The sequence below is a fragment of the Streptomyces sp. NPDC028308 genome (assembly GCF_055565855.1).
Genome location: NZ_JBVHTO010000004.1, coordinates 1 through 19,061 on the forward strand (window position 1 = coordinate 1; position 19,061 = coordinate 19,061).

At 72.6% G+C, this 19,061-nt stretch carries 20 protein-coding genes; 9 read left to right on the forward strand and 11 right to left on the reverse strand.

Going from position 1 to position 19,061, the window contains the following annotated elements; genetic code table 11:
* Positions 1 to 241 precede the first annotated feature (241 nt).
* Positions 242 to 2,605 (forward strand): AbfB domain-containing protein, encoded by a 2,364-nt coding sequence (locus ACZ4VA_RS10185; RefSeq protein ID WP_452919490.1) that lies wholly within the window; start codon positions 242 to 244, stop codon positions 2,603 to 2,605.
* 121 nt (positions 2,606 to 2,726) lie between these two features.
* Here the strand turns inward: ACZ4VA_RS10185 and ACZ4VA_RS10190 are convergent, their stop codons facing one another.
* Positions 2,727 to 3,398, reverse strand: a complete 672-nt coding sequence (locus tag ACZ4VA_RS10190; protein ID WP_356176019.1) for a LamG domain-containing protein — start codon at positions 3,396 to 3,398, stop codon at positions 2,727 to 2,729.
* Positions 3,399 to 3,718: 320 nt separating this feature from the next.
* Between ACZ4VA_RS10190 and ACZ4VA_RS10195 the strand changes: the two genes are divergently transcribed.
* The gene (locus ACZ4VA_RS10195) at positions 3,719 to 4,576 is read left to right on the forward strand and encodes an isocitrate lyase/PEP mutase family protein (protein ID WP_355789472.1); all 858 of its coding nucleotides are present in this window, start codon (positions 3,719 to 3,721) and stop codon (positions 4,574 to 4,576) included.
* Between the two features lie 73 nt (positions 4,577 to 4,649).
* Here the strand turns inward: ACZ4VA_RS10195 and ACZ4VA_RS10200 are convergent, their stop codons facing one another.
* The 6 genes from ACZ4VA_RS10200 to ACZ4VA_RS10225 form a co-directional block, all read right to left on the reverse strand.
* Positions 4,650 to 5,393 carry an aminoglycoside 3'-phosphotransferase gene (locus ACZ4VA_RS10200; protein ID WP_355789470.1) on the reverse strand — a complete coding sequence of 248 codons (744 nt, stop codon included), beginning with the start codon at positions 5,391 to 5,393 and terminating at the stop codon, positions 4,650 to 4,652.
* Between the two features lie 77 nt (positions 5,394 to 5,470).
* Positions 5,471 to 6,016, reverse strand: a complete 546-nt coding sequence (locus ACZ4VA_RS10205) for a hypothetical protein (RefSeq protein ID WP_355789467.1) — start codon at positions 6,014 to 6,016, stop codon at positions 5,471 to 5,473.
* A gap of 10 nt (positions 6,017 to 6,026) precedes the next feature.
* Positions 6,027 to 6,287: a hypothetical protein gene (locus tag ACZ4VA_RS10210; RefSeq protein ID WP_468080755.1), complete on the reverse strand. Its 261-nt coding sequence runs from the start codon at positions 6,285 to 6,287 to the stop codon at positions 6,027 to 6,029.
* A gap of 123 nt (positions 6,288 to 6,410) precedes the next feature.
* A complete protein-coding gene (locus tag ACZ4VA_RS10215; protein WP_355789461.1) occupies positions 6,411 to 7,199 on the reverse strand; it encodes an SAM-dependent methyltransferase in 789 nt (262 codons plus the stop codon).
* 70 nt (positions 7,200 to 7,269) lie between these two features.
* The gene (locus tag ACZ4VA_RS10220; RefSeq protein ID WP_356244064.1) at positions 7,270 to 8,421 is read right to left on the reverse strand and encodes a winged helix DNA-binding domain-containing protein; all 1,152 of its coding nucleotides are present in this window, start codon (positions 8,419 to 8,421) and stop codon (positions 7,270 to 7,272) included.
* Positions 8,422 to 8,594: 173 nt separating this feature from the next.
* Positions 8,595 to 9,032: a helix-turn-helix domain-containing protein gene (locus ACZ4VA_RS10225; protein ID WP_468080757.1), complete on the reverse strand. Its 438-nt coding sequence runs from the start codon at positions 9,030 to 9,032 to the stop codon at positions 8,595 to 8,597.
* Positions 9,033 to 9,268: 236 nt separating this feature from the next.
* Here ACZ4VA_RS10225 and ACZ4VA_RS10230 point away from each other — a divergent pair, with 236 nt between their 5' ends.
* The 4 genes from ACZ4VA_RS10230 (at position 9,269) to ACZ4VA_RS10245 (ending at position 12,567) form a co-directional block, all read left to right on the forward strand.
* Complete coding sequence (locus ACZ4VA_RS10230; RefSeq protein ID WP_389389444.1) at positions 9,269 to 9,646, forward strand: SRPBCC family protein; 378 nt, start codon at positions 9,269 to 9,271, stop codon at positions 9,644 to 9,646.
* Positions 9,647 to 9,893: 247 nt separating this feature from the next.
* On the forward strand, positions 9,894 to 10,136 hold the full coding sequence (locus ACZ4VA_RS10235) for a DUF6411 family protein (protein WP_355789978.1): 243 nt from the start codon (positions 9,894 to 9,896) through the stop codon (positions 10,134 to 10,136).
* A 107-nt stretch (positions 10,137 to 10,243) separates the two neighbouring features.
* Entirely contained in the window at positions 10,244 to 11,233 is a 990-nt protein-coding gene (ppk2, locus tag ACZ4VA_RS10240; RefSeq protein ID WP_468081109.1) for a polyphosphate kinase 2, read from the forward strand.
* Positions 11,234 to 11,757: 524 nt separating this feature from the next.
* The gene (locus ACZ4VA_RS10245; RefSeq protein WP_468080760.1) at positions 11,758 to 12,567 is read left to right on the forward strand and encodes a restriction endonuclease; all 810 of its coding nucleotides are present in this window, start codon (positions 11,758 to 11,760) and stop codon (positions 12,565 to 12,567) included.
* A 90-nt stretch (positions 12,568 to 12,657) separates the two neighbouring features.
* Here the strand turns inward: ACZ4VA_RS10245 and ACZ4VA_RS10250 are convergent, their stop codons facing one another.
* Entirely contained in the window at positions 12,658 to 13,419 is a 762-nt protein-coding gene (locus tag ACZ4VA_RS10250; protein ID WP_389389414.1) for a DUF4097 family beta strand repeat-containing protein, read from the reverse strand.
* A gap of 442 nt (positions 13,420 to 13,861) precedes the next feature.
* Between ACZ4VA_RS10250 and ACZ4VA_RS10255 the strand changes: the two genes are divergently transcribed.
* On the forward strand, positions 13,862 to 14,902 hold the full coding sequence (locus ACZ4VA_RS10255; RefSeq protein ID WP_468080762.1) for a ScbA/BarX family gamma-butyrolactone biosynthesis protein: 1,041 nt from the start codon (positions 13,862 to 13,864) through the stop codon (positions 14,900 to 14,902).
* 757 nt (positions 14,903 to 15,659) lie between these two features.
* On the opposite strand, the gene ACZ4VA_RS10260 is transcribed toward ACZ4VA_RS10255, so the two are convergent.
* Together ACZ4VA_RS10260 and ACZ4VA_RS10265 are read right to left on the reverse strand one after the other, a co-directional pair.
* The gene (locus ACZ4VA_RS10260) at positions 15,660 to 16,259 is read right to left on the reverse strand and encodes a dihydrofolate reductase family protein (protein ID WP_468080764.1); all 600 of its coding nucleotides are present in this window, start codon (positions 16,257 to 16,259) and stop codon (positions 15,660 to 15,662) included.
* Complete coding sequence (locus tag ACZ4VA_RS10265) at positions 16,256 to 17,113, reverse strand: metalloregulator ArsR/SmtB family transcription factor (protein ID WP_468080766.1); 858 nt, start codon at positions 17,111 to 17,113, stop codon at positions 16,256 to 16,258. The genes ACZ4VA_RS10260 and ACZ4VA_RS10265 overlap by 4 nt, the downstream gene beginning before the upstream one ends.
* 152 nt (positions 17,114 to 17,265) lie before the next feature.
* Between ACZ4VA_RS10265 and ACZ4VA_RS10270 the strand changes: the two genes are divergently transcribed.
* Together ACZ4VA_RS10270 and ACZ4VA_RS10275 are read left to right on the forward strand one after the other, a co-directional pair.
* The gene (locus ACZ4VA_RS10270) at positions 17,266 to 17,760 is read left to right on the forward strand and encodes a TIGR00725 family protein (protein ID WP_468080768.1); all 495 of its coding nucleotides are present in this window, start codon (positions 17,266 to 17,268) and stop codon (positions 17,758 to 17,760) included.
* A 464-nt stretch (positions 17,761 to 18,224) separates the two neighbouring features.
* Positions 18,225 to 18,413, forward strand: a complete 189-nt coding sequence (locus tag ACZ4VA_RS10275) for a hypothetical protein (protein ID WP_468080770.1) — start codon at positions 18,225 to 18,227, stop codon at positions 18,411 to 18,413.
* Positions 18,414 to 18,589: 176 nt separating this feature from the next.
* On the opposite strand, the gene ACZ4VA_RS10280 is transcribed toward ACZ4VA_RS10275, so the two are convergent.
* Complete coding sequence (locus tag ACZ4VA_RS10280; RefSeq protein ID WP_355789032.1) at positions 18,590 to 18,757, reverse strand: hypothetical protein; 168 nt, start codon at positions 18,755 to 18,757, stop codon at positions 18,590 to 18,592.
* Positions 18,758 to 19,061: the final 304 nt, after the last annotated feature.

Here is a 19,061-nt window from a genome sequence, read left to right on the forward strand (position 1 = left end):
GGGAGTCGAAGCGGAGCTTCGGCGACCGACGACAACGCCGCAGATGTGCGTGCCAGACCCCGCGACACCGACCTGATCCAAACGACAGGCCCTAGCCGCCACCCCCTTCGCTCGACCCAGCCCCGGCCTCAGCGCGCGGTCCGCACCCCGCGCCCGGCCCGCGGGCTCCGGTACCGGGCGCCGCAGCCGCCCGGCGTACGCGCACGTCCTTGCCCCCACCCGAACCCCCCGAGGAGTCACGATGCGCAGCACCGCCGCTCCACCCCCCGCGACCGCCTGGCTCAGACGCGGAGCGAGGCGGATCACCACCGCCCTGGCCACGTTCACACTGGTGTGCACGGCCGCGCTGACCGCCACGGCCCCGGCTCAGGCGGCACCCGCCGCGTGGACCCCCAAACCCGCCCCCATGACCACCCCGTGGACGAACCAGGTCCCGGTCGACAAGCCGCTGCCGGAGTACCCGCGCCCGCAGCTCACCCGCCCCGACTGGGCCAACCTCAACGGCATCTGGGACTTCGCCGTCACCTCTGCGGACGCCGGCCTGCCCTCGTCGTTCCCCGACCAGATCCGGGTGCCCTTCGTCGCCGAGTCGGCCCTGTCCGGCATCCAGCGCAAGATCACCCAGAACGACAAGCTCTGGTACAAGCGCACCTTCACCGTCCCGGCCGGCTGGAACGGCCGCCGCGTCCAGCTCAACTTCGGTGCCAGCGACTGGCGTACGACGGTCTGGGTCAACGGCACGCAGGTCGGCACCACGCACAGCGGGGGCTACGACTCCTTCTCGTACGACATCACCGACCGGCTCAACGGCGGCACCAACACCGTCGTCGTGTCCGTCTGGGACCCCACCCAGACGGGCGGCCAGGCGATCGGCAAGCAGCGCATCAACGACGTTACCCCGCACGCCGGGGGCGGGATCTTCTACACCGCCGCCTCGGGCATCTGGCAGACGGTGTGGCTGGAGCCCACGTCCGCCGCCCACATCACCCGGCTCGACATGGTGCCCGACCTGTCGAACAACACCCTGAAGGTCACCGTCAGGGGCGACGGCGTCTCGGGCCAGAGCGCCCGGGTGACCGTGTCCTCCGGCTCATCCACGGTGGGCAGCGCGACAGGCCCGGTCGGCAGCACGTTCACGGTGCCGGTACCCGGCCCGCACCTGTGGACGCCCGACGACCCCTTCCTCTACGACGTCAAGGCGGACCTGGTCTCCGGTTCCACCACGGTCGACTCCGTGGGCAGCTACACCGGGATGCGCTCCGTCGGCATCGCGAAGGTCGACGGAGTCCTGCGTCCCGTCCTCAACGGCAGGTTCGTGTTCCAGACCGGCACCCTCGACCAGGGCTACTGGCCGGACGGCATCTACACCGCGCCGACCGACGACGCCCTCAAGTACGACCTGCAGAAGCACAAAGACCTCGGCTTCAACATGGTGCGCAAGCACATCAAAGTCGAACCGCAGCGCTGGTTCTACTGGGCGGACAAGCTGGGACTGCTGGTCTGGCAGGACATGCCGGCGATGGACACCCGCACCCCGGACGGCGCCGCCCGGACGCAGTGGGAGGCCGAGTACGACCGCGTCATCGACCAGCACCGCAGCTCGCCGTCCGTGGTGATGTGGGTCGACCAGAACGAGGGCTGGGGCCAGTACGACCAGGCCCGCATCGCCGACCACGTGAAGGCGTACGACCCCTCGCGGCTGGTCGACAACATGAGCGGCGTCAACTGCTGCGGGGCGGTCGACGGCGGCAACGGCGACGTCCTGGACCACCACGTCTACGTCGGTCCCGGAACCACCGTGCCGAGCGCCACCCGCGCCGCCGTCCTCGGCGAGTACGGCGGCCTGGGCTTCAAGGTGACCGGCCACGAGTGGTATCCCGGCGGCGGCTTCAGCTACGAGGACCAGGCGGACCGTGCGCACCTCGACAACCGCTTCGTCGGGCTCCTGGACGCGCTACGCGAGGTGCGGATGCCCGCCGGACTCTCCGCGTCCGTCTACACGGAGATCACCGACGTGGAGAACGAGGCGAACGGCCTCCTCACCTATGACCGGCAGGTCGTCAAGGTGGACGCGGCCCGGGTCCAGGCCGCCAACCGGGCGCTCATCGACGCGTCCCGGTCCCCGGCCGCGCCCGTCACCCTGCCGGCGAACCAGTACAGGTCCCTGCGGGTGACCACCCCGGGCTACACGAACCGCTACCTGCGGCACCGGGACGGCGCCGCCTACACCGACGTCGTCGACGCGAACAGCACCGCCCTGCTGAAGAACGACGCCACCTGGAGGATCGTGCCGGGCCTCGCCAACAGTGCGTGCTACTCATTCGAGTCACGCAACTACCCCGGCCAGTACCTGCGTCACCGCGACTTCCGCGTCTACAAGGAGGCGGGCAGCGGGGACGTGTTCAAGGCCGACGCGACCTTCTGCGCGGTGCGGGGCGCGGGCGGGGCGGTGCGCCTGTCCGCGTCGAACTTCCCCGAGCAGTACCTGCGGCACTACAACGCCGAACTGTGGCTGGCCACTCCGGGCGGAACCCACACGTGGGACAACCCGACCTCGTTCACCGAGGACACCACCTGGGCCGTCGAGGCGCCCTGGGCGCCCTGACGGGGACGGGGAGCGGTACGGCCCACCGGGCCCGCCGCTCCCCGCTCACGGCCGTGCCGGAACGTCCGCTTCGGCGGGCTCCCGCGCCTGTCCGGCGCGGTCCCGCGAGGTGGCCGTCCGGTCACACCATCGCGTCGTCCGACGCTGGACGGCGGACGACCAGGCGCTCCACGGCGAACGACATCTCCCTGGTCCCCGGATCGGGAGGCGGGTGGTAACGCCCGCCGCACACCGAGATGTTGACGATGAGGTAGGCGTACCAGTCCTCCCCGACCCCGCGTCCGTCGGCGAAGACGCGTGCGCCGTTCACCCACCACACCACGGAGCCGGCGCCGAACTCCACGCGCAGTTCGACGTGCCCGCCGGGGCGGACGGCCTCGTCCCGGTGGTAGTGCTGGCCCCCTCGGACGTGGTTGGACAGTTCCAGCAGGTCGGGATTGTCGGGGTGGTACTCGAACACGTCGATCTCCTGGCCGCCGTCCCGCCAGGTCCAGACGGCGGGCCAGGCACCGATCTCCTCGGGCAGGCGGACCCGTGCCTCCAGCACGTCTCCCGTGCGCAGGGTGAACTCGTCCTCGCTCCCCTCGGTGGTCAGCAGGCCGGCGCTCCACAGCCCGTCGCGCCGTCGCCGCGCGCGGAAGGTGCCGGTGCGGCTGTAGGCGGGGTGCGAGACCAGGTAGTCGAGCTTGTCGTCCGACGGGTTGACGGGACCGCCACCGGGATAGGCCCACGACCGTCCGGCCACCCATTGGGCGCGCGAACTGAAGTCGGCCGTGAAGACGACGTCGGACATAGGCCGGCTCCTTCGGACGTGGACGGACGGGCCCTTTCGGCGGACGGTTCATCCCCAGCGGGCGGCACCTCATGCGCCCGGCTCGGCGCGCCGCCGCCGGAACAACCCGTTGGAGTGAACCGCCCGTGAGAGCCGGGGCCCGAGGGGCGGAAGCGGCGTCCCGCGAGGAAACCGGCCACCGGATGCGAGCGAGTGTCCGAAAGAGGAGCGTCCGGTCGAGTGATGGCGATTCGCACCGCCGGCGACGGCGCTGCGAAGATCACCGCGCACTTCGCCATCACGGCAGTCATCGACGCTGCCGCCTGCCCCTCGGAGGGTCAATGGGCTACGGGCTCGCACTGCGTGAAGCCATCACCGACGCGGAGACGACACCGCTGATCGGCATCTACGACATGTACTCGGCATCCCTCGCGGCGCGCCACTACGACGGCCTGTTCGTGTCGGGCTTCGGCTTCGCCGCCTCGCACTACGGACTGCCCGACATCGGGTTCATCGCCTGGCCCGACATCGTGGCCTTCGCGGAGCGGCTGCGGCTCGCGTTCCCCCGGCACCACCTGCTCGTGGACATCGACGACGGCTACGCGGACCCGGAGGTGGCCTGTCACGTCGTGCAGCGGCTGGAGCGGGCGGGGGCGTCCGGGGTCGTCCTGGAGGACCAGAAGCGCCCCCGCCGCTGCGGGCACGCGGACGGCAAGCAGATCCTGCCGCTGGAGGAGTACCTGGACAAGCTCCGCATGGTGCTCGACAGCCGCTCGGAGATGCTCGTGGTGGCCCGCACCGACGCCACGGACGACGCGGAGATCGAGCGTCGGGCGGTCGCGCTGGCGAAGAGCGGGGCGGACGTGGTCCTGGTCGACGGGGTGCGCACCGTCGAGTCCATCCGCCGGATCCGCGAGGTCACCGGCGGGGTGCCGCTGCTGTTCAACCAGATCGGCGGCGGCAGGTCCCCCCGGCTGTCCCTGTCCGAGCTGACGGAGCTGGGCGTCGACGTGGCGATCTACAGCACTCCCTGCCTGTTCGCCGCGCACGACGCCGTCGACGACGCCCTCCGGCGGCTCAAGGACGCGGACGGGCGCCTTCCGGAGCCCACGCCGGGCGGTGCGACCGTGGCCGCGTCCACCCGTCTTCTGGAGGGGAACATCAGCCGGCACCACGGCAGCCGTCACCTTCCGGTCTGACGGCCGGACCGAGCAGCCGGGGAATGCGCGCGGCAGCGGCCGGGGCGATCGGCCGGGGCGGCCGGCGGTGTGCTCAGGTCGCGTCCCACAGGCGGCGGTAGAAGTTCATGCGCCGCGGGTCGGGAGCGATGCCGTAGGCGTCCAGGAGGGCGTCCTCCCAGCCGGGGCCGTAGTTCCACCGGGTGTTCCAGGTCGCCACGGCGAGGTCGGCCCACCGGTCGGCGACGCCGAGCGCGCCCATGTCGACGTGGGCGGACCACGAACCGTCGTCGTGCAACAGCGTGTTGGGTGCGCACGGGTCGCCGTGGCAGACCACGAGACGGTCGACGGGCGGGGGCTCGGGCAGGTCGGCGGGCACCTCGATGCCCGCCCGCCGGGCCCGGGCCAGCCGCCGGCCCACCGACCAGTCGAACGGGCACTCCGCGACGGGCAGGCGCTCGTGCAGCGCCCGCAGCCCGGTGCCCAGCGCGCGGACGGCCCGCGCCGGTTCGGCCTTCCACCGGTCGCTGACGGCACTCTCGCCGGGCAGCGCGTGGGTGACGAGCCACTCCCCCGAGGCGTCCGCTCCGTGTTCGCGGACCCGGGGCACCGGCGTGTGGACGGCGGCCCAGCGCAGCCGTACGGCCTCGGCGGCCAGGTCGAGCCCCGACCCGGCCGGAGCCCATTTGGCGAAGAGCCCGTGAGGCCCGTCGCCGATGCGGAAGGTCAGTCCGCCCAGCTGGTTCTGCCACACAGGCAGGACCGGACGTCCCTCGGACAGGACGGCGATCGGCGCGGGAACCCGCACCGGCGAGAGCGGCGGTCCGGAGTAGAGCATGCGCCGATGATCCGCCGCGGACCGCTCCGCACGCCAACGGATTTCCGCCGGCGCGAGCGCTGCGACGGCCGCCCGCCTCAGCCGCGGTCCGGGACCTCGGCCGACGCGTCCGGCGCGACGCCCAGAGCGTCACGCATGTGCCGCAGACGACGCCGCTGCCGCCTTCCCTCGATCACGAGCCAGCCGAGGCCGGCCACCCCGAGCAGGGCGTAGCCGACGGTCTGCCGGAGGCCCGACGTCGCTGCCGTCAGGAGCACGAGGGTGACGACGAGGACGGCCAGGACGGAAGTGGCCACGGTGTGGTGGCGGGTGCGGTGCAGCCGCTGCGCGACCAGGTCCCGCATGGCCTGCCGCTCCGCCGGCTCCGTGGGCGCCTCGCCGTCGCGCAGCTTCTTGTCCAGGGCCACGAGGCCGGTCGCCGAACCGCCCGCCGCGCGCTTCTCCCTGCGCCGCAGGAGAACCAGCACGAGCACACCGCCGATCGAGGATCCCGCGACGCGCAGCAGCACCGCCACCGGGGACTCACCCGGGCTGATCAGCAGGATCGCCGCGGTGGCGCAGACGATGGACAGGGCGATCTGGAGCCAGAGGCGCTCGGCCAGAAAGGTGTTGATCTTCTCCACGGCGTCCCCGCTAGATCCGGGTCCTGCGCCGGATCGCGGCGACGCGCAGCCCGAGGGCCGCGGCGAGCAGCACCCACGCCACGGCGCAGTAGGCCCAGGCGGTCACACCGCGGGCCAGTCCGACGGCGGTCCAGATCCCCCAGAGCAGCAGGACGACGCACAGCGACGTCCAGGCGATGTCCGCGAGACGCGTGCGCAGTTGGGCCCTCTGCCGGGTCCCCGGTTCGAGGCCACCGAGCCCGGACACCTGGTCCGTCCCCCGTATCGACATGTCACCGCTCCCTCCGTTGTCGTGAGGGTTCCCGGATACCCCGCACCCCCGCCCGTAAGCGAGTCAAGTACGGCTCACGGTGGGGGTGTTGGGGTCTACGGGGCCGGTGCCCGGGTGTGTCCGTCAGGGGATGCGCGCCACGCCCGCGTAGATGCCGCTGCCCTCGGGCTCGGGGGCCGGTGCCGTGCGGAACCACTCCGGCGCCGTGACCAGGCCGGGCTCGACGAGCTCCAGGCCGTCGAAGAACCGGGTGACCTCGGCGTGGGTGCGGAAGCCGAGCTGGATGCCGGCCTTGGCGTACTCCGCGGTGACCTGCTCCGCCAGCTCCGGGTAGAGGTCGGAGGCGGCGTGCGACAGCACCAGGTAGCTGCCCGAGGGGAGGGTGGCGACCAGGTTGCGGACGATGCCGTGCGCGTCCTGCGCGTCGGGGATGAAGTGCATCAGGGCGATGAGGGACAGCGCGATCGGCCGGTCGAAGTCCAGGACGGCGCGGGCACGTTCGAGGATCGTCGCCGGTTCCCGCACGTCCGCCTGGATGTAGTCCGTGGCACCTTCACGGTGGCTGATCAGCAGCGCCTCGGCGTGCCGCAGCACGATCGGGTCGTTGTCGGTGTAGACGACCCTGGCGGTCGGCACCAGGCGCTGGACGATCTGGTGCAGGTTGGGCTCGGTGGGGATGCCCGTACCGATGTCGAGGAACTGGTCGACACCCTCCCCGGCGAGCCAGGCGGCCGCGCGGTGCATGAACTGCCGGTTCTGCCGCGCCGCGTCGCGCGCCTCGGGCGGCAGCTTCTCACCGACGGCCTCGTCGACCGGGTAGTTGTCCTTGCCGCCCAGGAGCCAGTCGTAGACCCTCGCGGGATGCGCCCGGCTGGTGTCGATCCGCGGGGGGTGAGGTGTGTCGGTCGTCATGGCGGGCTCCGGCGCGCGAAGGGGGTCCAGTACTTCGATCACCGTAGTCTGGCACACCATCTCGGGTGCCTCACACGGCAGTTGGGAGCAGCCGCGTCTCCGCCGCGGGCAGCCCCTTGGCCCACCAGTGGTCGTAGCGCCGGTAGACGTGCGGCTCGCGGGAGGCGAGGAACGCGGTGAGCGACGCGGCCTCCGCGGCGAGTCCTTCCCAGGCCCGCTCGGTGAGGTGGTGGAAGGCGGTGGCCTCGACGCCGCCCTCGACGGTGCGCCAGACGCCGGCGACGTGACCGTCGACCAGCAGTGTGGGCAGCACGTCGCCGTTCACCCGGGTCACGAGCTTGCGGTAGGCGGGCGGGATCAGCCGGCTGCGGTCGGCGTAGGCCAGCAGGACGCTGTCCCACATCGCCATCAGCCTGGGCGGCGCGGGGACGTCCTCGGCCGGGCGGGGCGCCCCGGGGATGTCGTACACCGCCGTGCCGTCCGGGCCTTCCAGCACGTCGAGTTCATCGGCGAGCGCCTGCACCGCCACTCTGGCCCGGGACCGCTGGACCATGGCGAACTGCGCGATGTCGGCCACGGACGCCGGTCCGAAGCCCTCCAGGTAGCGGCGTACGAGGGTGCGCAGGCCGGCCGCGGCGGCATCGGGGTCCGCCGGTGCGGGCGTGCCGTCCGACGCGACGTACGAGGGGCGGTGGCCGTACGACCAGGGGCCGCCGGTGGGGGCGTGCCACAAGGGCACGTACTGGCGCAGCATGCGCTGCGCGCCCGGCTCCATCGGCGCTCCGAGGAGCTCCTCGATCCGCCCGCCCAGTTCGGCCACCGTGCGGGGGCGGTCGGCGTACTTCAGCAGTTCCACGACGAGGGTGTCGGCGTCGGCGGCGGTGAGTCCGGACGCGGTGAACCGGGGGTCGCCGAGCCGAGAGCCGCGCAGCGTCGGCTCCATGGCCGCGCGGAACGGCGCGTAGTCGTCGGCGTGGACCGCGTGCAGGGTGAGCCGCATCAGCGTGGCCTTCACCGTCCGCCGGTCGGCCACGGCCGCGTCGAGGTCGGCCGGGTCGAAGCCGCTCAGCCGGTTCCAGAGCGCCACGTACGGCGAGGCGGGCTGCTGCGCCTGCAGGGCGACCACCCGTCGCACCGCCTCCACGACGTCGAGCGGCTCGCGCCGCAGGAGCAACTGCCGGGCGAGCGTGGCACGGTTGAGCGCCCCCGCGGTCGTCTTCATGCCGGGATTCTCTCCTGTCCCGGCATGGCGCGGCATCCGTTCTCCCAGGTCCACCCCGCGCCCGGGGCCAGCAGCCACCGGCGCTCGTGCCCGGAGGACCACCGGCACGACGAAGCCGTCCTGCCCAGGTCCGGGGCGGGGGGCTCGTCTCCGGTCGTGGCTCCGGCGCGCCGCTACTTCGCGGACACCTTCACGTCGTCCGACGCGACATCGCTCGCGTACGCGATGGACAGTCCGGGGATCTCCTGGGCGACCCGCGCCACGACGGCGCGGTGCCAGGCGGCCGGGTATCCGGACTCGGGGTGCGCGGCCCGGTACTCCGCGTCGTCCCGGTAGGTGACGATCCCGGGCTCCGTGAGGCCGGCGAGATCCGCGACGGCCTTGCCGACGAACTCACCGGTCAGGCGCTCAAGGTCACCGAGGGCGGCCCGGACGACGCCGGGAATCCGCTCACCGCCCCGTTCCCACGCCTCGATCGTGGCGGTCGGGACGCCCACGTGCCCGGCCAGCCAGTCCTGGGCCAGGCCGAGGGACTCGCGTACGACCCTGAACTCCGCCGCCGTCATGGTTCTGCCCTCGGACAGGCCGTCGGCTTCGCGGTTCTCGCTCATGTTGTCCCTTCGGATGGTGGGGCCCGGCGGAGAGCCTGCTACCCGTAAGTCGACAGTGGCAGTCCCGGCCACGGCCGGCTCGCCGGTCCCGGCCGGGCCACGCCCGGCTCAGGTCACGGGGCGTACGGGCCTCCCGGCTGCGAGGCTGGTGACGGCGGTCCGGTCTCACGCCGGGGCCGGGCGGCCACCGCTGGTCCCTCCACCGTCCCGATCGGAGCACGCACCCCGTGGCCACGATGACGTTGCACGCCGAAGGAACCGCGCCCGTGGACGAGGTGTGGCTGCGCTACGTCACCCCGTCGCGCTGGCCGTCGTGGTCGCCGCAGATCCGGGCCGTGCGGGTGGCCGCGGACCGTATCGTCCCCGGCATGAGCGGCCAGGTCGTCTCCCTGGCCCGGATCACGGCGTCCTTCGTCATCGAGTCGGTCGACGAGGAGCGGCGGGAGTGGACCTGGCGGGTACGGCTCGGGCCCGTGCGGCTGCGCCTGCACCACGCGGTCCGGGAGCGCGGGGACGGCACGGCGACGACACTGCGCATGGAGGGCCCGGCGCCCGCGCTCGCCCTGTACGCCGGTCCGGCGCGGCTGGCGCTGCACCGACTCGTACGGCGATGAGCGCCCCGGGCGCCGCCGGGCCGTACTCCCCGCCGGGCGACGGCGACACGCCGTGACCGCCGCCGGTCCGACCGGGGACGCGCGCGCCGGGGGGGGGGCGGCGGGCGGCGCATGAACGGCGGACCAGCGGGCACGTGGAACACCCCGGAGGGGCACAGCACCGCTCCCTGACACCCCGGTCTCCCCTAAGCAGGAGAACGGGGCGGGCAGGCGGTGGCCCCCGTCGTAACGAGAACTGAGGTATGTCATGGTCGTCCTCGCCGTCGTCGCCGTGTGCGTCGTCCTGCTGGTCCTGGCCTTTCTGGTGCCGCGGCTCTCGCACGGTCCCGAGCGTGGGACACAGCGCACGCTCGGTGCCGGCTCGCAGGCCGCCGGCAAGGCCCCGGGCCGTCTGGGCCGCTGGCTGAGCAAGCCGTTCCGCAGCAGCTCCAAGGCCGTCGGCCGCAGCGGCTCCACGGGGCGCCGGGCGCGCGGTCACATGCCATTCTGAGCTGGTAGGGGTCCTTTCCCGCCGGGCGCCGACCGGTGGCGCCCGGCCCCGGCGACAGCAGCCGGTGAGTTCGTGAGCAGGAAGGAACCAAGTCCGTGGTTGATCCGGTGAGGCCGGAGGCGACAGCCGCGAAGCGCTCCGGCACGTCCCCCGGGGCGGAACTCCTCGACGGCCTCCAGGTCGACGAGGAACGGCCGGAACAGCCCGTCCTTCTGGACGGTGAGGGCCAGCCCCTCGACACCTGGCGCGAGAACTATCCGTACGACACGAAGCTCGGACGCAAGTCCTACGAGCGGCAGAAGCGCATCCTGCAGATCGAGCTGCTCAAACTGCAGAAGTGGGTGCGCGACACCGGCCAGCGGGTCGTCGTGGTGTGCGAGGGCCGGGACGCGGCGGGCAAGGGCGGCACGATCAAGCGCTTCACGGAGCGCCTCAATCCTCGCGGGGCCCGCGTGGTCGCCCTGGACAAGCCCACCGAGCGCGAGTCCGGACAGTGGTACTTCCAGCGGTACGTGCCCCACCTGCCCGCCCCCGGGGAGATCGTCTTCTTCGACCGGTCCTGGTACAACCGGGCCGGGGTGGAGCGGGTCATGGGCTTCTGCACCCCCGCCGAGTACCGGCACTTCTACGCCCAGGCCCCCGTGTTCGAGCAGCTGCTCACCGACGACGGCATCGTGCTGGTCAAGTTCTGGTTCTCGGTCTCCCGCGGCGAGCAGCGCACGCGTTTCGCGATCCGCCAGGTCGACCCGGTACGACAGTGGAAGCTGTCCCCCATGGACCTGGCCTCGCTGGACCTGTGGGACGCCTACACCCAGGCGAAGGTCGACATGTTCCGCGCGACGGACACCCCGTTCGCGCCGTGGACGGTGGTGAAGACCAACGACAAGCGCCGGGGGCGGCTGGAGGCGATCCGCCATCTCCTGCTGCGCTGCGACTACACCGCCAAGGACGAGGCGGCGATCGGGGACGCCGATCCGCTGATCATCGGAGCCGCCGACACCCTGCTGGAGCGCGGCGAGGAACCCACCGACCTCTCGCCCACTCCTCTATCCCCCCACCTGGGCGGCCCCGGCAAGCATCCCGAGGGGACGGACTGAGGCAGGGGCCGCCCCAGGGCGGCTCCACGGACGCGAGACCAGGCCAGGGGCCGGACAGCGCGTGGGCGACGGCGAGCACGGCCGGCCTCCGCGACTGTCCGGCCCCTGGCCGTGTCGCCCCTCGCGACCTCCCGTACGTCGGCCTCGACCGGGTGGCGCCTGGTACGCACCCCGTCGCCCGCCTCCGCCGCCCCGACCTCCCGGTCGCTCGCGTCCGCAGCGCACTCAAACGATGCCCCCCGCCGACCTCCACCAGCGACCTCGCCAGGACCGCGCGGCTTCCGCAACCCCCGTGCCACGAACGCGACTTGCACCGGCCACTTCCGACGTCTCGGCGGCTCCTCGGCCTCATCCCGGCCCCCGGTGGACTGATACGGCGTCAACTCGTAGACGCAGCAAGCGATCACCGACCTCACCCGACGCGCTGAACTTCTCGATCATGGGCAGACGGCAGAAGTGATCTTCGTACTGTCCGTGAGAGGGGATGACCGCACATGGCCACACCCGTGCGCCGAATACAGCCCATGAACCGCCGGCGCGGCTTCGATCTGCGGTCCACGGCGCTGCTGTTCGGGCTCCTCGCCGCGGTCATCGGCATCCTGGGCGCTGCCGCCAAGGTCGCCGTCGGTGTCCTCGAACGGCGCCCGGAACTGGTCGTCGTGCTCTGCCTGGTGGGAGTTCCGGCCGCCCTGGCCCTCCGCAGCGGCCGACGCCGGTTCTCCGCGAGGCGGGCCGCGCGCCGGGCCGTCGCCGCCCTGGACGAGGGGACCGCCACCGCCCTGCACACCCTGGAGACCGAACCGCTCCCCTCCCCCGCTCCGGTGGCGGCCGAGACGCTCGCCCCCGTGGGTCAGGAGCCGACCCTCCCGCTCGGCACCGGACCGGCGGAGCCGACCGAGGTCCTCGTGGAGGCGGAGCCCGAGGCGGTCGACTACGAGGCCCTGGACGCCGACGAGTTCGAGCAGGCGATCGCCGCCCTGTGCGAGCGCGACGGCTGCTCGGACGTCGAAGTCGTCGGAGGAGCCGGAGACTTGGGCGCCGACGTGGTGGCCACGGCGCCGGACGGACGGCGCCTCATCATCCAGTGCAAACGCTACTGCGAGGCCAACAGGGTCGGCTCGCAGGACATGCAGCGCTTCGGCGGGACGTGCTACACCGTCCACGCCGCCGACGTCGCCGTGGTGGTGACCACCAGCGCGTTCACCGCGCCCGCGGTCGAGTACGCCGAGCAGTGCGGGATCCTGTGCGTCGACCGCGAGGCGCTGGAGGCGTGGAGCGACGGTACCGGCCCCGAGCCGTGGGCGGTCGCCGCCGACGGCGGCGCCGTCCTCTGACACGCCTGTCGTCCAGGCCGCGGAGACACGACAGCGCGCGGACCGGGAACCTGGGGCCGGGCCCGGCCGCGACGCGGCCGCTCGGTCACCTCACGCCCGGGCGGCGGTGACGTCACCGTTGACGGTGGTGAGCGTCATGGTGCGGTCCTCGGTGGCCCCCGAGGTGGGGACGGTGACCGAGGGCCGGCCGTTGTGGGTGGTCGCCGAGACCCGGTAGGCGGGGGCGTCGTGCGGGACCGTGACGCGGACCGAGCCGTTCGTGGTGGCCGCGGTGGCTCCGGCCGGGGAGCTGCCGCAGTCGAGCACCACGTCACCGTTCACCGTGTCGGCGTGCAACCGCCCCGCCCTCAGCGTCTGCGCGTGGATGGAGCCGTTGCGGGTCGTCAGCCGTACCGCCGCGCCGCGCTCGCCGGAACGCGTCACGCTCACATCGCCGTTGACGGTGGTGAGGTCCAGACCGGCGGAGATCCCGGCGACGTCGATGCCGGCGTTGCGGGCGGAGACGCTGACGGCGGTGTCCGCCGGGACGTCGATCTCCGGCATGCGCGGGCAATCCTCATGGCGCTCGCCCTCGGCCGGGCACGACAGGTCCAGCACCCAGGTGTCGTCCCGGTGGGACCAGTGGCCGTCGACCCTGCGGTCGACGCCGACGGTGTCGCCGTCGGCGGGGCGCAGTCGTACGCCGTTGTCGGTGGTGATCACCAGGCTCGCCCCGCGGTTCAGCGCCGGACTGGTTCCGCCCGTCGGTGAGGCGCCGTCGTGCCCGTGGCCTCCACCGCAGGCGGCGACGAGCGGGATGACCGCGAACAGCGCGGCGACCCGCCGCAGTTGCGTCGTTGTCGTTGCGTCCATGCCCGTCCGGTTTCCCCGCCCCGGCCCTCCCATGGCACCCGCCGAGTGCCCCCGGACGCCTGCTCGGGCCGCCCTCAGAACGCCTTCCCACCCCCACCGACCCGCGCCCGTACTCCGCTGCCTCGTCCGGCCGGACCCGTGCGGCGCCTCGCAACCGGCCCACCCGCGCCACGTGATGCCTAACAAAACCGCACGCCTGGTTTCCCTGGCGGTCACACCACGTGGTGCCCGATATTCACCCATGCGCCACCTGCCAGCCGCGGCAGCGGTAGCGGAGGGGGTTGCGTCACTTAAAACCGGGGGCAGCCCGTCCGATTCCCGCCGGGTCGGATTCCGCCAGATACCTTGAAAACAAAACCGGTGGGTCCGTATCTTATCGAGTCTGAACCTCAGGCACCGTCCCCATCCACTCCTGCGTAGACGCGGAAAGAGGCGGCACGAGATGACCCTTCTCACCATTCACCCGGCACACGACACGACCTCGCCCATCGAACCGTCCGCGGCCGACATACAGGCGAGACTCTCCATACCGACCGGACGTACCGCGGAGACCGGACCGATGGGGCCCCTCGGCCTCACCACCACCGTCCCCCGCGAGTACGTCCACCGGGCAAGCCACGCCGAGGTCTTCCTCACCGGCTGCCGCAAGCACGACGACGCGCACTACACCCTGAGCGGGCAGTGGCCGCGCGCCCACACCTTCTTCACCACCCCGGACGGCACGCACCACGACTCGCTGCAGGCGGCGGAAACCATTCGCCAGACGGGTCTCTACCTCGCCCACGCCGAACTCGGCGTCCCCCTCGGGAACCACTTCCTCCTTCACGACCTGACCGTCACCACGCATCCGGACCAGATGGCCATCGGCGCCCTCCCGACCGACCTCGTCCTGCGCGCCACCTGCACCGACGTGGTCCGCAAGGGCAAGCGCCTGGCCGAGTTCCGCATGGACATCACGGTGGTGGGTGACGACGAGCGCCCCTACGCCACAGGGGGCGGCCGCTTCACCTGCCTGACCCCCGCCACGTACCGCCGGCTCCGGGGCAGCGGCGACGCCACCGACACCCCCATCCCCGCGAACCCCTTCGACCGCCCCCACCCGGCCCCTCTCGTGGCACCCGCCGTCGTCGGCAAGCGCAACCCCTTCGACGTCGTCCTCTCGCCCACCGGCCGGCCCCACCACTGGCTCCTCAACCCCGACCCCCGCCACCCGGTCCTCTTCGACCACGGCGGCGACCACTACCCCGGTATGGTCCTCATCGAGGCCGCGCGCCAGGCCGCGCACGCCCATCACAACCCGGTGGACCCCCAAACCACCACCCTCGTGACCCACTTCCACAACTACGCCGAGCTGCGTGCCCCGCTCGTGATCGAGACGACGATGCGGCCGAGCACCACCGACACGCCGACCGTCGACGTCACCGGCCGGCAGAACGACCGCACCGTCTTCACCACCCAGATCGTCACGCACACCAAGCGGTAACAGGGACGCAGCCCCGCTCCGCCCGGACCGGCGCACCCCGCGGTGCCGGACGTGATGCGAGCAGGTCCCGAACGGGCGAGCGCCCGGCCGGTGCCCGACGGCACCGCCCATCCCCCCTCCGCTCGGCTGCCACGCCGCAAGAGTCCTCCCACAAGGACCACCGAGCGTGCCGACACCCCCCCGCCGTCCTCGTCGACGGTCTGCACAGCCGCCACTCTCGGCGACGCACCAGCGCCGCCGATCCGAGAGGACGCTGTCCCGACCTTCGCCCCCCTCCTCGGACGCGTCGGCCCCCTTTCTTCCTCGCAGGACGCCGCAGAACCCGCGCATGTGCACGGACCCCCGACCCAGGACCGTGCCCCTGCCCCGGCGCCCCGAACGCGACAGCGCCATCGTCCGGGCCGCGCCCGGCTCCTTCCGCCTCGCCCCGTCGGGACACGACCGGAATGAGCCGCACCGGTTCGCTGGGCCACATGGGAAAGGACTCCCCGGCGAGCACCCCTCCCGCGTGGCCGAGAGCAAGCACGCGGCAGGCACCGTGCCGGGTGAGCCTCCTCGTCACCGGGTGTCGGCGGCACCAACCGGGGCCCCTGGCCTGCGCACACGTCGAGCCGGAGGGTGACGGGGCGCCCGGGACGACGTCTCCCGCCGTCCCTGTCACGCCCGTTCACGTCCGTCGCCCGGTGGGGACGAGACGGTCCGGGGCCGGAAAGCGGCCCCGGACCGTACGCCCGTCCAGCCGCGCCGGCCTGCGGAATCAGCGGACACGGTCGTAGACGAGAGACAGCGTCCCGTGCTCGCCGGCGGCCTGACCTGCGAGACTCCAGCGGCCCGCGGGCAGCCCGTCGTCGAAGAGGCGCGGCCCGTCTCCGAGGAGGACGGGGAAGACCGTCAGCGCCAGCCGGTCGACCCGGTCCGCCGCCAGTAGCGCCTTGATGACGCTCGCGCTGGACAGCACGAGGACGTCGCCGCCCTCGGTCGCCGTGAGTTCCGCGACCACGTCGGCGGTCGGTTTGTCGACCACGGTCGTCCGCTCCCACGGTGCATCGGTGAGGGTGGACGAGAGGACGACCTTGTCGGTGCCGACGAGCCACTCCGCGAACGACTCGTCACGCGGATCGACTCCCTCCGCGCCGATGACGGTCGGCCAGAAGCCGAGGAAACCCTCGGCGTTGACCCGGCCCAGGAGGGCGGTCGTCGCCGTCTCCTGGAGGGCGGCCAGGTGGTCACGGGCGACATCGGTGTGGGCGTACGGCATCACCCAGCTCATGTCGAGCGGGTCGCGGCCGGCGTAACGGCCGTCGAGGGACAGGCTCATGTTGGTGACGACCCTGCGGCCGCCGGTCTGCTCGGTCATGTCGTGCTCCCTGAATCGGTGTGGTCGTCGGTGCCGTGCGCGTCGGCCGCGAGGTGCGCCGCGAGTGTGTCGAGGCTCTGTCCGAAGCCGATCTCGATGCCCGCGACGAAGTCCGCGGCGTCGATGGCGCTGTCGCGGATCTGCCAGCGCACGTCGAGTTCGGTGCCGGAACCGGCGGGCCTCAGACCCAGGTCGACCCGGGCGGTGAACGCGATCCCGCCGTCCGGGAGAAGCGGGGAGAGCCGGTAGGTGAGGCGCTCACCGGGGCGCACGTCGTCCACGACTCCCTCCGCCCGTCCCACGACCTGGTCGGAGCCGTCGGCGTCCTCCGCGTCGCGGTACTCCTGCACGATCCGTCCGCCGGGGCGTGCCTCGAAGAGGAGCTCGGAGACACGGAGGTCCTCGGGCGTCCACCACCGGGCGAGGAGCGGGGCCTCGGTCAGGTGGCGCCAGACCAGCGCGGGACTGCCGCTCAGCGTCCGGAGGAAGCTGAACGAGCGGCCGTCGGCCCATCCTGGCTCCCCGGCCGCGAGCCGCTCCGCCTGGAGGCCGAGTCCGTAGCGGTCGTGGGTGGCGTGGGGGCCGTCGGCCTGTTCCACGGTGTCGGCGAGCGCGACGAGCGCGGCGGCCAGTTCGCGCAGAGGGGTGGCGCGGAGCGCGTAGACGCGGCGCTGGCCCGTGCGTTGCGAGGTGACGATCCCGGCGCGTTCCAGGGTCTGCAGGTGTTTGGTGGTCTGCGGCTGGCGTGCCTCGGCCAGCTGGGCGAGGACGCCGACCGAGCGGGGCCGCTCGGCCAGCAGGTTCACCAGCCGCCAGCGTGCGGGGTCGGCCAGTGCGGCGAGGAAGGCGTCCATGAAGGCTAGTATTCACTGTAACGAATATTCGTGTCAAGGAATATAACGAGCTGACCCGCGAAACGGGTATGCCTGGGGTGCGGTGCATGCTGGTTGCCGGACGTGGCAGCGGCGCCTGGCCTGCCGCGTCCCTCGCGAACGGAGGTCTCTCGATGAATTCCGGCGCCGCTCACAGCCCTCCCCATGTCGCCGTCGCGGGACCGGCCGAGGCCGGCGTCCGGGAGACGGCGCTGGCGCGCGAGGTCGGCGCACTGCTGGGCCGACGCGGGGCGGTCGTGTTCTGCGGCGGGTTGGGCGGAGTCATGGAAGCGTGCGCCGAGGGTGCCGCGGCGGCGGACGGAACAGTGGTGGGCCTGCTGCCCGGCCTCGACCGGGCCTCCGGCAACCGGTATCTGACGGTCGCCGTGGCCACCGGTCTCGGCGAACTGCGCAACGGCCTTCTCGTCAACTCCTGCGACGCGCTGATCGCGGTGGGAGGCAGCTGGGGGACGCTGAGCGAGGTGGCCCTCGCGCTCCGCGCGGGCAAGCGCGTCGCCGTCCTGGCGGGTTGGAGCGTCCCGACGGAGGCTCTCGCCTCGCCCGGTACGGCACTGCTGGCGGAGGTCGCCACTCCGGCGGAAGCGGTCGCCCACGTGTTGACGCGCTGACCGACACCGCGGCACGTTATCGGCCGCGACCCGCGTGCCCGGTAGCGCACGATCGTGAGCGGGGACAGCCCTCGCCCGTCCGGGGGCGCGCGGAAGGTGGACGGAAATGGCGCTTTTGAGTCACCTGTGAATTTGGGCTTTGCCCCTACTTGCCGTTGTTTGACCGGCAGTTCGTGTTCTTCGTCCCTGATTGCCCTGGTGCGCGTGGTGTCCGTGAGCTGGTGGCGCGGGCCCGGCGCCTCTGTGTCTTGATGTCGTCCCTGTGCAGACTGACGACTTACGTCGAAAGGCGAGCGCAGTCCGTGAGTCGCGGCTGCCGTCCCGTCCCCTGGGGGATCCGCATGAAGAGCCGCGCAGGCCGTCGCCGTACGCCCACGCACAGACCCGGAGGGGCGGCGTCCCGCGGGCTCTCGGAGGCGGTGCGGTGGGCGGGCAGGCTCCTGTGCTGGACGTTGGGCGCCGCCATGCTGGGTGCAGCGGCGGAAGCCGTTCTTCAGCCGACGTGCGGCTGGTGGGGAGTGGCCTGGCGGGTGCCGTGGTGCCTCACGCCGGTGTGGGCCCTCACCTGGGCGGTCCTGCGGAAGCGGGAGAAGTCGGCGGCCGGACGGGACCGGGACGAGGAGGTCCCTGAGGAGTTCGGCGAAGCCGCCTGACCACGGCGCGCCCGGCCTGCGTGCGCGGTCGGCCGACAGTCGGGACGCCGGACGGCCCCTCGCTCACCGCGGTCGGGTCGTGGTCCGCCGGAGAGCCGTCACTGCCGGGCGGAGGGTCACCCGGCGCGGTGCGGACACCCTTCGTCGCGTGGATCGCGCACCGCTTCCGCCTGGGCTCAGGCGTTGGGCAGCCGGCCGCCCGGCTCCGCCACTCCGAAGTCCAGTACGTCCTCCGCGGTGCGGGCGGTTTCGTGCGCGGCCTGGCGGACGCTCGCGAGGACATCGCCCTGCTCGTCGACGAGGCGGTCGTAGATCGGCGCCGGTGCGGTGGGGAGAGCGGGCACGGGACTGGACTCCTGAGGGTCGGTTGCATGACAGGGCCGACCGCCGAGCCGGGGCCGACCAATGGAGGACCCTACGCCACCACGATCGATCATGGGCGACCGGGGAGAGTCCCACCTCAGAGACGTATGACACACATCCTGGGAGGTTTCACGCTCCGGATTCCGCCGCGCTCTCCGTCCCCTCGGACGGTGCCCGAAGCGACGTGCCGTTCGCTGCGCCGTGCGCTTCCGTCGCGGCATGGGCGGCCGACGGTCGGGCCTCCGCTCTTCCGGGACCGGTCCCCCGCCTGCCAGACTCCGGAGG